Raw genomic sequence first — 12,095 nt, forward strand, 5'->3', positions numbered from 1 at the left:
TAGAAGACGAGTTTCAACTTCCAACCTTCTCACCTGAAACGTGCCCCCCTTAAACTTTTCAACCTTGCCCCCCTTAACGCTTTGACAACGGATTCTCGATCACTAACAACTAAAAACCTAACAGCGAACACTAACCTATGACCCTTTCCTTTAAAAGCCTGGGCCTGTCTGAAGCTCGTGTCAATCAACTGGAAAAATTGGGCTTTACAGCACCAACCACCATTCAAACCCAAGCAATTCCCGAAATCCTAGCGGGGCGTGATGTCGTCGGTCAATCCCAAACGGGTACTGGCAAAACAGCGGCATTTTCGCTGCCCATACTAGAGCAGATTGACCTAGACAACCGAGTCGTACAAGGCTTAATTCTGACGCCAACGCGAGAGTTAGCCTCTCAAGTCGCTGATGCGATTCGTGACTTCTCTGGCAACCGCCGATTGTCAGTCCTGACAGTTTGTGGCGGTCAATCCATTGAACGGCAAATCAAAAGCCTGCAACGTGGCGCTCAACTCGTCGTGGGCACACCAGGACGGGTGATCGATTTACTCGACCGGGGTGACTTGAGATTGGATCAAGTGCGCTGGGTGGTGCTGGATGAAGCCGATGAAATGTTGAGCATGGGCTTTATTGATGATGTCAAGAAAATCCTCCAACAATCACCGAAAGAGCGTCAGACGGCTTGTTTCTCAGCCACCATGCCCCGCCCGATCCGGGATTTAATCAACAACTTCCTGAAATCACCCATTACCGTCACCGTTGAGCAACCCAAAGCAACCCCGTCGCGGATTGAACAACGCGTGTATATGGTGCCGCGTGGTTGGACCAAGGCCAAAGCACTCCAGCCCATCATGGAACTGGAAGACCCGGAAGCCGCATTAATTTTTGTGCGGACACGCAAAGCAGCGGCTGAACTAACCAGCCAATTGCAAGCCGCAGGTCACAGTGTAGATGAGTATCACGGCGACCTGAGCCAGTCCCAACGAGAGCGCTTGCTGTACCGCTTCAAGGCCGGTCAGGTGCGCTGGGTTGTGGCAACCGATATTGCCGCACGCGGCTTAGATGTGGATCACCTCACCCATGTGATTAATTACGACCTGCCTGATCAGGTGGAAAGTTATATTCACCGCATCGGTCGTACCGGTCGCGCGGGCAAGACGGGGACGGCAATTACCATAATTCAACCGTTTGACCGTCGCAAGCTGAACCTGATTGAGCGAAAAGTGCGGCAAGCCTTGGTCGTTTCCCGCATTCCGACGCGCTCCCAAATTGAGGCGCAGCGTTTGGAAAAACTGCAAAACCAGTTGCGCGAAGCCCTTTCAGGGGAACGGATGGCCTCCTTCCTACCAGTGGTGCGCGATTTGAGTGAGGAATACGATCCCCATGCGATCGCAGCCGCTGCCCTGCAAATGGTCTACGACCAAACCCAACCCGCTTGGATGGCAGGTGATTATGATGATGGGTCGATGGTGGAACGGCCGAAAATCATCAAGCGTCAGAGCGACAAGCCCCAACCCTCTGTAACACCGAACCGTTCACGATAAACTGAAACAAAAGATGAAGTAGGAAAAAAGGAGGAGGTATGAAGTATGAAGGCAAAAAAAAGTTAGATCACTCGGTAATCACCCAGGTTGTTTGACTTTGAAACCTCATACTTCATACCTCTTACTTTTTTTCCCGCTTCCTTCTGCCCACTCCCTACTTCAAAACTTTTGCAACGATTGTGGCTTCAACTCTGTCTGCTGCCGATTCCTCTGCCTTTGAAGGCACCGCTCCCCGGCGTCTGAACTGGCCGGGTTTAATTGAGGCATACCGTCCTTATTTACCAGTCAGCGCTTCGACTCCCGTGGTCACCCTGCAGGAGGGCAACACTCCGCTGATTCCTGTCCCGGCGATCGCCCAAATCATTGGCAAAGGGGTACGGGTACTGGTGAAATTTGACGGACTCAATCCCACCGGGAGCTTCAAAGACCGGGGGATGACTATGGCCATTTCTAAGGCAAAGGAAGCCGGAGCCAAGGCAGTAATCTGCGCGAGTACGGGTAACACCTCGGCATCAGCCGCCGCCTACGCCCGTCGTGGTGGGATGAGGGCATTTGTGTTGATTCCCGATGGATATGTGGCACTCGGTAAACTGGCGCAGGCTTTACTTTATGGGGCAGAAGTGCTCGCGATTAAGGGGAATTTTGACCAAGCGTTGAATATTGTGCGGGAGATGGCAGAAAGTTATCCTGTGACTTTGGTCAACTCCGTTAACCCCTATCGTTTAGAAGGCCAGAAGACAGGCGCGTTTGAGGTAGTCGATAATTTGGGCGATGCTCCGGATTGGCTGTGTATCCCAGTTGGAAATGCAGGAAATATCACAGCATATTGGATGGGTTTTTGTCAATACCATCAGCAGGGAAAATGTAACCGATTGCCTCGGATGATGGGATTTCAAGCCTCTGGAGCCTCTCCCTTGGTGACAGGCAAAATATTCACCCATCCGGAAACAGTGGCGACAGCGATTCGGATTGGAAATCCCGCGAGTTGGGAAAAAGCGATCGCCGCGCAACAAGCGAGTCAAGGACAATTTAATAGCGTCACCGATGCCGAAATTCTCGAAGCCTATCGGTTACTCGCCTCTCAAGAAGGAATTTTCTGTGAACCCGCCAGCGCCGCATCGGTAGCGGGTTTGTTAAAAGTCAAAGACCAAGTTCCCCCAGGATCAACAGTGGTGTGTGTGCTGACGGGTAATGGTCTTAAAGACCCAGATACGGCAATCAACCACAGCAATAACCAGTTCAAACCAGGAATTGAGCCAACCACAGCAGCAGTGGCTCAGGCAATGGGACTGAAGGATTAATCATTTTTCATGCACTGGCTGTTTTATTGCCGCCAGTTGTTCCAGCTTTTCTAACAAGGATTCAGGCATTTTCTTCGGGTCAGAGGGATCGAACGCATTGAGTATGGGAACGTAGCGTGCGCCCGTCGCCTCAATATGAGACTGGAAATCTTTCCCGGTATACCACCATACCTCATGACCACGCTCTACGAGCTTGCGAGCAATAGGTAAAGCAGGATTGACATGTCCAAAAGCGGGGATTGTGCCGATAAGAAAACGAGCCATGTTGAATCGAAACTCTAATGAACTGTAAGAGGACAGCTAGCCCTGCCTCTGGTTGCGAGTTTAGCGATCGCGCCTTACTGTTGTCTTGCCCGTTCTTGTGAAAAATATTCTAATATTGTTAAAATTTCAGAGTAATTCCCTGTAGACTTTTGGTGTTTTTGCTGTGTGCTTCCGAAAAACTCTTGTGAAATGACTTTGACTTTGAAAACCGACTTGGTGACAAATTTCTATAATTGTTAAGTCTCGGCTTTTCAACAACTGTTTTGCTTTCTCAATTCGGCATTTAGTTACATACTGATGCGGTGCAAGTCCTGTAGATTGCTTGAACAAAGTAGCAAAATAATAAGGACTCATCTGGGCTAGAGTGGCAAGTTGAGTCAAACTTAAGTCCTGATCAAGATGGTTGTTAATGTAGGCGATCGCTTCCCTCAATTTGTACTTTGGCAGTCCGCCTGTATAGTCTCGAATAACAAGTGGCTTTGTAGAGTATCGCCGCAGTAGATGAGCTGAAAGGGCAGTCGCCATTGATTCAGCGTACAGACGACTATCCACTTCACCTGATTCAAGTTCAGTCTTAAGTGCCAGACCAATGTGTTGAATGAGCGGGTCGCGTATCTTGACTTGCGATATAAGCTCAACATGCTCTACATCAACTGATTCGTAGGCAATATGAGCCAATTTTGTGGGTTCAAGATAGAGGTTGATAAACTCAGCTTCTCCACTGCACCAGGTTAAAGGACTGGGTTGGTTAGCAGGTAAGATACCAAGTTCGCCATTGCTGTAATTTTCGTTCTGAAAATGTCCCTTTACCGTCAGCCTTGCCGGGGAATAACCGACATGGATGCTGATAATGTGCTGTGCAAGGCAAAATTCAGGAACTTCGTGAGCCGATTGTCGGTAATAGGCAAAGTGAATACCTTCCCAGCCTGCCTGATAACTTGAGAGAATAGGCGATCGCGGCAGAATTAGCTTTAAAGCGTCTCGATGGGTGCCGTCAATCGTTAAAGGTTTATCTTTGTTCAAGTTCCTGGGATTCTGAACTAGACTGTTGATTGCCCCGTTCCTTATTCAGCTGGTCGATGGTGTCGCCAATGACGGCAGTTAAGCTTTTGCGGGTTTGAGCATGATTAGATTGCTCAGTTTTTAAGGCATCAATTAGGCGATCGCGTTCCACTAATACCTCTTTCAGCTTTGCCTTCAATTCTTCAGGCGTTAGCAGTCCTGTCACTTCCTGCTCAAGTGCTGACTCCCCTTCAGGATCATCCGCACTCAGGCGAGAACTCTCTCCTGTGAGTTGCTGGATTTGAACCTTGAGGGATTCCATTTGTTGTTGTGCCAGCTTCGCTTCTGTACGACGTTGCTGTGCTTCGTTGGTGTATAGTTTACGCCAGTTATCAGCACTCTCATAAGCGGCATCGCGATCGCTAACGGTATCTGCCAGTTGCTGCTTGAGCTGCTTAATTTCGTTTAACCACTGCTTGATATCGTTGTTCATCGACAACCGCTCCTGTAATAGCTTTCTGGTTAATACTCCCTTGTGTCGGTCACATTACCGACCTCTTTTGATCAGTCAATCGCTTATAAATTTGGCAGATTAATCATTAACATACCTTGCTGCCAAACTCAGTACCTATGCTGTCTGCGCGTTTTTTTCGTTTTTTTCGCCACCTCAATTGGGCAACCCTAAGGAAAACGTTCGCCCGTGCCATAGAACGTCGGCTGATGGGACTATCTGCTGAAATGGCCTATAACGCCATATTAGCCCTGTTTCCAGCAATTTTAGCGATTCTCACGGCAATTGGACTGTTTGAAGAATCTTTACAATCCACCTTCCGTAACCTGGTACGTCAGCTTAGCGAAGTGGCTCCTTACGAAGTTGTGGAACTCATTCGTCAGTTCAAGCTGGAAATTAGCCGCACAAAAAGTAGCGGCCTCTTCTCTCTGAGCTTTGTTTTCGCCATTTGGGCTTCTTCTGGGGTGCTGAGTGCGGCGATGAACGCCTTCGATCAAATGCATAAAATTCCTCCAGAACAAACACGACCCTTTTGGAAAGCTAAATTAGTATCCTTAGGTTTAACGATTGGCAGTATTTTATTCTCAGTTCTGGCTTCTTTCTTGGTCTTCGTCAGTGATTGGCTGGTGAAAATAGTCGTTGCTCATAGTGGAGCATCGCTCCTATTGACCCTATGGCGGCTTTTAAGTTGGCCTTTAGCGTTGGGTATCATTGCTACAGGTTGTGCTTTTATCTATCGCTATGGCCCCAGTCGTTGGACTAAAGGCACACCGATTATGCCAGGAGCCGTTTTGGCGGCAATTTCCTGGGCAATTGTCTCAGCGCTGTTTCGGCTTTATGTCACGAACTTTGGCAATTACAATAAAGTCTACGGAGCCGTCGGTGCAGTCATTGTCTTATTACTTTGGCTCTATATGACTTCTTTGGTACTTTTATTAGGCGACCAGCTCAACGTCACCGTAGGAGAGACCATGCAACAAGGCAGATTCCTAAACAGTCTCAGCAGAACTATAAAGCTCAAAGAATGACTCAAAAGCAACACCTACAAAGTACCTCCCTAGTGCAACGTGGCAAAAGTTTTCCACCACTTCAATAGGATTAACGTAAAAGCTTGCTCCGAGATCTCCCCCGTGGCCAACGGGTGGGTTATTTCTGCCAAGCTCAAGCTGGTCTGGGGTGGTGTCTGGTGCCCCTTTTAAAGAGTATGGGAGGGAAACGAAATGGAAGGGGCTTTAAATCTTCTGTCATCCTCATAGAGGATAAATATTTCATCCTTTATTTTTCAAACCTTAAACGCTAAGTCAATTAAACAATGTCCCAAATCTCTCCTCAATCTTCCCATCCATCCGGTGATGCTAGGATATCTAGCTTTCGGCGTCTGCGTCGGTTGAGCCACATCCTAGATAACGCGATTCCCATTCCGGGGACATCTTATCGCATTGGTATTGACCCCCTCATCGGTCTGTTACCGGGAGGTGGTGATTTCTTCGGAACCGCTGTCTCCGCTTATATTGTGCTGGAAGCGGCACGAATGGGGGTACCACGAGAGACTTTAGTTCAAATGGTCTGGAATATTATTGTTGATACACTCAGTGGGACTGTGCCTGTATTGGGGGATTTGGTCGATGTGACTTGGAAGGCAAATACCAAAAATATTGTTCTGCTGGAAGAACACTTAAAAATTCCTCCTTCCCCGACTCGAAAAAAGGTTGATTGGTTGTTTCTGGCGCTGCTATTTGGGGTACTGCTTTTAGTAGTGGTGGGTGTCGCCGCCATCAGCGTCATGCTGTTGAGGTGGCTTTTTAGTGCAATCACAGGTTAAGCGATCGCACTTTGAATGGGCAACATTCAATACAGGAGAATCAGCCAGCAAAAACTCTAAGGTAGGCACCGTGAGTTAACCCTCACAACGTGGATCGTGCCCATCTTTTCCTACTCCCTATTTTCCAGATAGTCAGGGTAAGTAGGAAATTGAGAACGCGTCAAAAATTACAAAAAAATAAGGCTTCTGGTTCATCGCTAAAAATATAGGCATAGTCGAATACTAAGAAATTCAGATGACGAATCATCAAAAAGCCTAAATGTTTTACGGTGTCTGTTGTAAAAGTAGCCATGACTAATTCATTCAATTTTTTCTCTTTGATGCAAGGTCTTTTGACGAAATAGTTCCGTTTCGCAAAAAAAATATTTTCATGTTTAGGAACAATAATTCCATTAATTTGATGAGTATTTTGAATAGGTTTTATATAATTATTGATAAAACTATCTTGGTTTTTCTGTAGTCCATATAACCGTTCATGCTGTAACCAGCTCATCTGAAAAATCATTTTCAGGATTTCAAAACCCAAAAGATAATAAAAAATATTGTTAGTTTCTTTTTGATTAGACACTAAACGTAAAGATAATTCATAATGAGAGTCACTATGGGTGCGTAAATCTTGAGCTAAATGGATATAAAACTGTTCAATAAACTCTCTTAAGACAAAAGCATTAATTTCTTTATTAATATGAAATTTCCTGAGATGCTTTTCTATTATTTTTTGAGGAAACTGCCCCAAAAGATTAGTTATCGCCAGGTCTTTATCTTTAAAGGAAGTTAAAGATTTTGATTTACTTTCTCTAGTAATGGCACGCATTCAATCACCTAATGATAATTTAACGGTGTTAAGACTCATGAGACTTTTATCCCCATCCTCTAATTTGTAGAAATTAAAAACTAGTAACATCCCTCTTTAGTGTAGCTTCCCTAGGGATAGTTGGGTTGCGCCATTAATCGTGAGAATTGAACAAGAAACATTAAGAAAATTAAGATTCAAATAACTTAATATTTGGTCAGAGTCGATTGAAACCATCCTGGAAGCTTGAGCTACGAAACAGAGCTGAAACACAAGCCATCAACCGCATTCTCCATAAGCGGACAGTGCTGGATACAGGAAACTTTATGAGCCTGTACGAATTAGGTGAAAAACCGGATTAATCTAACTAGAATAGGTTTCATCTTCCTCCAGGAATAGTACGCTAACGCAACAGGATAGGAGGTTTGCCTTGAGTCGTCAAGCGGACTCAAAAGCTGTTTTAAAATGGAGTAATAGCAACTCAGTTGTTAATAGTAAAGCCTTTGGTAATGTTGCAGCTTAGTCAGTTAGCTGCTCAATGCTGCGGTACGCGAACCTGACGTGAACGCAGCCATCAAATCTGTGCCAATTATTGTATCCTTCTTGAGAAGAGTCAGCCAACTTAGTAGGACAGAAAGAAATCTGGCCCCCTGTTCTGTTCCCCCCTTTTTTAGCCGGATCGACCGCTAAAGATGAGCGGAGTTCATAGGAGGATGAGCAGGTTGGGGGATCGAGGTGTAACCTCTGGGTTAAATGGTATAAGGTGGGCAATGCCCACCCTACCTATAGTGCGATCGCCTTGGGCAGGCGCGTTATTCTCTCAGGTTACGAGATGGCTGGTGGTTGAGAGAGCTTCAAACCAGCAGTTTCTTGGCTGTACTCTTTTAAATCAATCTTGACTGGCTCCACGTTCCAGATATCCTGGCAATACTCCCGAATAGTGCGATCGCTGGAAAAGAAGCCCATACGCGCCGAGTTGAGAATCGACATCCGAGTCCAGTTCTCCTGATTGCGATAAGCTTGACTGACTCGCTCCTGGCACTCGATATAAGATTGGTAGTCTGCAAACAGCAGATACTCATCTTTGTGCATCAGCGAATTGACAATCGGCTGGAACAAATCGGGATTCTCTGGACAGAAGTATCCCGAACTAATCCGCTCCATTACCTCCCGCAGTTCCCCATTCGTGTTGTAGTAATCCATTGGATTGTATCCCTTGGCTTTGAGGGCGTAAACTTCCTCGGCGGTGAGACCAAACAAGAAGAAATTTTCTGCCCCCACAGCTTCCCGAATCTCAATATTGGCACCATCCAGGGTACCAATCGTCAGCGCCCCATTCATCGCGAACTTCATATTACCGGTTCCGGAGGCTTCCTTGCCGGCGGTGGAGATTTGCTCCGAGAGTTCAGCCGCTGGGTAAACTCGCTGACCCAGAGAGACAGAGAAGCCTTCGAGGAACACAACCTTGAGGCGATCGCGCACATCAGGGTCGTTGTTAACCACTTTCGCCACCGAATTGATTAACTTAATAATCAGCTTGGCAATAAAGTAGCCCGGAGCTGCTTTCCCGGCGAAGATAAAGGTTCGGGGCAAGATATCAATATTCGGATTCTTCTTAATCCGGTTGTACAGCGTAATGATATACAACACGTTGAGCAACTGACGTTTGTATTCATGAAGCCGCTTAACCTGAACATCAAACAAGGAATTGGGATCGATGGCAATATCGTTGTAGAGCAGAATGTACTCCGCTAATTCTTGCTTACGCTCTTGCTTAATCTGACGCCAGCGCTGGCAAAACTCGGTATCATCCACCAAGGCTTCTAGTTGCTTGAGTTCGTCAAGCTGAGTTACCCAACCCAAGCCAATCTTCTCGGTAATCAGTTCAGATAACTTGGGATTGCTCAACAACAGCCAGCGACGCGGTGTCACCCCATTCGTCTTATTATTGAACCGCTCAGGCCACAAGGCGTAAAAGTCTCGCAGGACATCTTGCTGAAGCAATTCTGTATGTAATGCCGCCACCCCATTAATCGAATGGCTACCGACACAAGCCAAGTGGGCCATGCGGACGGACTTTTCACCCCCTTCCTCAATCAGGGACATGCGAGCGAGTCGTCCCGTGTCATCGGGATACTTGGCACGCACTTCATCCAGGAAGCGGCGGTTAATTTCATAGATAATCTCCAGATGCCTGGGCAGCAGGCGTTGAAACAAGCTCACAGGCCAGCGTTCCAGAGCCTCTGACAGCAGGGTATGGTTGGTATAGGCAAAGGTGTTTTTGGTGATGAACCAAGCTCGGTTCCAACCCAAGTGGTACCGATCCACCAACAGCCGCATTAACTCAGCCACACCAATGGAAGGATGAGTGTCGTTGAGTTGGATGGCTACTTTTTCATGGAATTGGTCGAAATTCTGATGATTTCGTCGGTAAGTCTTGATAATGTCCTGTAAAGAACAGCTCACGAAGAAATACTGCTGCTCTAGCCGTAGTTGCTTACCCTGCTCTGTGTTGTCGTTGGGATAGAGAACTTTGGAAATATTTTCGGAGAAGATCTTACTGGTTACGGAACCGACATAGTCACCACTATCGAACACGCGAAAATCGAACTCTTCAGAAGCACCCGCACGCCACAGACGCAGGACGTTCACCGTATGGTTGTTATACCCAGGCACCGGTGTATCGTAGGGCGTGCCCAAAATTTTCCGCTCTGGAATCCAACGCACTCGATAATTGCCCTGGGCATCCAGGTAAGCTTCTGTGTGCCCTCCGAAGAGTACCTCAGCGGTTAATTCTGGGCGTCGGAGTTCCCAGGGGTTGCCAAAGCGGAGCCACTTGTCAGGGTATTCAACTTGAGCACCATCCTTAATCCGTTGGTCAAAAATACCAAATTCGTAACGTATCCCGTAGCCAACCGCCGGAATTTCTAAGGTTGCGAGGGAGTCGAGGAAGCAAGCCGCCAGACGCCCCAACCCTCCATTTCCCAGTCCGGGTTCCGCTTCGAGTACGATCAGGTCATTCAGGTTGAGGCCAGATTCGTGGAGCGCTTGCAGAACTCGCTGGTACAGACCTAAGTTAAGCAGGTTATTGCTCAACTGCCGCCCCATCAAAAATTCTGCCGACAGGTAATGTACACTCTTGACATCTTTCTCAAGATATGTAGTCGTTGTATTAATCCAGCGATGGAGTAGGCGATCGCGCACGGTATAGGCGAGTGCCATGTAATAGTCGAAGGGTGTAGCTAAAGACTCATTTTTTCCCTGGATGTAGTAAAGGTTATCGGCAATGGCTCGTTTAAGCGTCTCAACCGTCAAGCCAGTGCGATCGTCCTCAATCTGAATCCGTACATCCTCTGGGGGAGCCATGTCAGGCTGTACAGGTCTACGATGAGCCTGCTCGAATAAATTTTCATGGGTAGTCATTGTGTCTAGGTGCCTGCGATCATCAGTACATGAGCAAACAGGACTTATGCAGAGCCTTTACTAGCAGAGTAGAAAGACTTACTCTACGGGGGTAGAGTTTAAACCTTCAATAAGGTATAAGTCCTGCCTAATCAACATTAGCTTAGTAGCGCCGAATCACTACTCCTACCCCGTTGCGCTCAAAGCCTACACTATCTAGATGGAAAGATGGCTCCCACCCTGCGAAAGTTGAGGCGTTAGTTGCTGGCAGGAAATTGCGCCGATCCCGCATTACATCTTGTGTTGTGTCCTTGACAAAATGGTCAAAACCCCTATCTGTGGGGTACCTCCTATAATTTGGGAAGCGTGCAATAATAATCCGTCTATCACTTGGCGATCGCTTCCCTATGGCTCAAGTCCCCCAATCTACCGCTGAACTGGCTGCTGTCCTCCAAGAACCCGTCGATCTCAATTTTGATCTCCCCGATCCAGAAGATGAGGGGATTCAAGAGTATGACTTTCAGCAGTTAGTTGATAATGCCTGGCTAGTCTGCGATCGCTTCGACTTACAAACCGAAATCTGGCGGGGGCGAATTCTGCGTGTAGTCCGTGACAGGGAGAAACGAGGAGGCGACGGACGGGGAACAGGATTTTTAAACTGGCTCAAAAGTCGAGAAATCAGCAAGAGTCAAGCCTACTCCCTGATTGAACTCGCCAACAGTGCCGATACCCTGTTAGCTGAAGGCAAACTCAGCACCGATGCCATCCGCAACTTTAGCAAACGGGCATTTGTGGAAACAGCTAAATCCGCCCCAGAAGTGCAGCAACTGGTAACAGAAGCAGCCGAAAAAGGCGATCGCATTACCCGCCGTGAGGTAAAGCAACTCTCCGATGAATGGACAGCGATGTCTTCAGAATTGCTACCCGATGAAGTGAAGGAAAAAGCCACTGCGGGTACGATGCCAGCGCGTTACCTGGCACCCCTTGTTAAAGAAATGGAGAAGTTGCCCGAAATCCACCTGAAACCCTTACAAGAGGAAGTTGCCTCAAATCCCGATGTCGATACCATTAAACAGGTAACATCCGACGCCCGTTATTTAGCGAAGTATCTCGATTCGGCTGCCCAAGTTCAGGCGATTCAGCATTCGTCCCTGGATATGGAAATGGCACTAGAAGAAGCCCTGCGACTCGACTGTTTAAATACCGCCGCTGATTTAGTGAAACAGGCATCAACCCTCGAACAAACAGTTGGTAAACTCTACACCACCTGGAAACGTCTCGGCAGTTTATCAGACCGATTATATGTGGATACAGGTGCAAGTACACCTCATTTGCGATCGCTCCTCAGTTGCCTAGAGAGCCTTGTTAATGAAGTGATCGAAGTGCCGTTAGATGATACGGGTGAACAGATCGTTCGGCTGAAAATCCTGACCGATTCCAATTCCTAGTCTCGGCTTTTTCT

General features: G+C 47.3%; 10 protein-coding genes. 5 read left to right on the forward strand and 5 right to left on the reverse strand.

The genetic code is table 11. The annotated features are described in order from the left end of the window. The first annotated feature begins 137 nt into the window (after window positions 1-137). Window positions 138-1,538, forward strand: a complete 1,401-nt coding sequence (locus tag NDI48_19155; GenBank protein MEP0833293.1) for a DEAD/DEAH box helicase — start codon at window positions 138-140, stop codon at window positions 1,536-1,538. Window positions 1,539-1,717: 179 nt separating this feature from the next. After that, window positions 1,718-2,839, forward strand: coding sequence for a threonine synthase (gene thrC / locus NDI48_19160; protein ID MEP0833294.1), 1,122 nt, complete (start codon window positions 1,718-1,720; stop codon window positions 2,837-2,839). Here the strand turns inward: thrC and NDI48_19165 are convergent, their stop codons facing one another. The 3 genes from NDI48_19165 to NDI48_19175 all read right to left on the reverse strand — a co-directional run bounded on the left by NDI48_19165 (window position 2,840) and on the right by NDI48_19175 (window position 4,598). Further along, the gene (locus tag NDI48_19165; GenBank protein MEP0833295.1) at window positions 2,840-3,103 is read right to left on the reverse strand and encodes a hypothetical protein; all 264 of its coding nucleotides are present in this window, start codon (window positions 3,101-3,103) and stop codon (window positions 2,840-2,842) included. Between the two features lie 126 nt (window positions 3,104-3,229). Beyond that, window positions 3,230-4,126 (reverse strand): AraC family transcriptional regulator, encoded by an 897-nt coding sequence (locus NDI48_19170; protein MEP0833296.1) that lies wholly within the window; start codon window positions 4,124-4,126, stop codon window positions 3,230-3,232. Next, entirely contained in the window at window positions 4,113-4,598 is a 486-nt protein-coding gene (locus NDI48_19175; GenBank protein ID MEP0833297.1) for a hypothetical protein, read from the reverse strand. The genes NDI48_19170 and NDI48_19175 overlap by 14 nt, the downstream gene beginning before the upstream one ends. Before the next feature lie 137 nt (window positions 4,599-4,735). Here NDI48_19175 and NDI48_19180 point away from each other — a divergent pair, with 137 nt between their 5' ends. Together NDI48_19180 and NDI48_19185 are read left to right on the forward strand one after the other, a co-directional pair. Further along, the gene (locus NDI48_19180) at window positions 4,736-5,644 is read left to right on the forward strand and encodes a YihY/virulence factor BrkB family protein (protein MEP0833298.1); all 909 of its coding nucleotides are present in this window, start codon (window positions 4,736-4,738) and stop codon (window positions 5,642-5,644) included. 284 nt (window positions 5,645-5,928) lie between these two features. Further along, complete coding sequence (locus tag NDI48_19185; protein MEP0833299.1) at window positions 5,929-6,438, forward strand: DUF4112 domain-containing protein; 510 nt, start codon at window positions 5,929-5,931, stop codon at window positions 6,436-6,438. A 160-nt stretch (window positions 6,439-6,598) separates the two neighbouring features. Here NDI48_19185 and NDI48_19190 read toward each other — a convergent pair whose 3' ends face one another. Both NDI48_19190 and NDI48_19195 read right to left on the reverse strand, forming a co-directional pair. Next, window positions 6,599-7,252: a hypothetical protein gene (locus tag NDI48_19190; protein ID MEP0833300.1), complete on the reverse strand. Its 654-nt coding sequence runs from the start codon at window positions 7,250-7,252 to the stop codon at window positions 6,599-6,601. An 804-nt stretch (window positions 7,253-8,056) separates the two neighbouring features. Continuing rightward, entirely contained in the window at window positions 8,057-10,597 is a 2,541-nt protein-coding gene (locus NDI48_19195; protein MEP0833301.1) for a glycogen/starch/alpha-glucan phosphorylase, read from the reverse strand. A 443-nt stretch (window positions 10,598-11,040) separates the two neighbouring features. Between NDI48_19195 and NDI48_19200 the strand changes: the two genes are divergently transcribed. Then, window positions 11,041-12,081, forward strand: coding sequence for a hypothetical protein (locus tag NDI48_19200; GenBank protein ID MEP0833302.1), 1,041 nt, complete (start codon window positions 11,041-11,043; stop codon window positions 12,079-12,081). The last annotated feature ends 14 nt before the right edge of the window (window positions 12,082-12,095 follow it).

The organism is Microcoleus sp. AS-A8, from assembly GCA_039962225.1.
Lineage (GTDB): Bacteria > Cyanobacteriota > Cyanobacteriia > Cyanobacteriales > Coleofasciculaceae > Allocoleopsis.

What these genes read in the sequence shown, in the direction of transcription:
- NDI48_19165 (MEP0833295.1), bottom strand. Translation starts at nt 3,103, where the DNA reads ATGGCTCGTTTTCTTATCGGCACAATCCCCGCTTTTGGACATGTCAAT.
- NDI48_19175 (MEP0833297.1), bottom strand. Translation starts at nt 4,598, where the DNA reads ATGAACAACGATATCAAGCAGTGGTTAAACGAAATTAAGCAGCTCAAG.
- NDI48_19155 (MEP0833293.1), top strand. Translation starts at nt 138, where the DNA reads ATGACCCTTTCCTTTAAAAGCCTGGGCCTGTCTGAAGCTCGTGTCAAT.
- NDI48_19200 (MEP0833302.1), top strand. Translation starts at nt 11,041, where the DNA reads ATGGCTCAAGTCCCCCAATCTACCGCTGAACTGGCTGCTGTCCTCCAA.
- NDI48_19190 (MEP0833300.1), bottom strand. Translation starts at nt 7,252, where the DNA reads ATGCGTGCCATTACTAGAGAAAGTAAATCAAAATCTTTAACTTCCTTT.
- NDI48_19195 (MEP0833301.1), bottom strand. Translation starts at nt 10,597, where the DNA reads ATGGCTCCCCCAGAGGATGTACGGATTCAGATTGAGGACGATCGCACT.
- NDI48_19185 (MEP0833299.1), top strand. Translation starts at nt 5,929, where the DNA reads ATGTCCCAAATCTCTCCTCAATCTTCCCATCCATCCGGTGATGCTAGG.
- NDI48_19180 (MEP0833298.1), top strand. Translation starts at nt 4,736, where the DNA reads ATGCTGTCTGCGCGTTTTTTTCGTTTTTTTCGCCACCTCAATTGGGCA.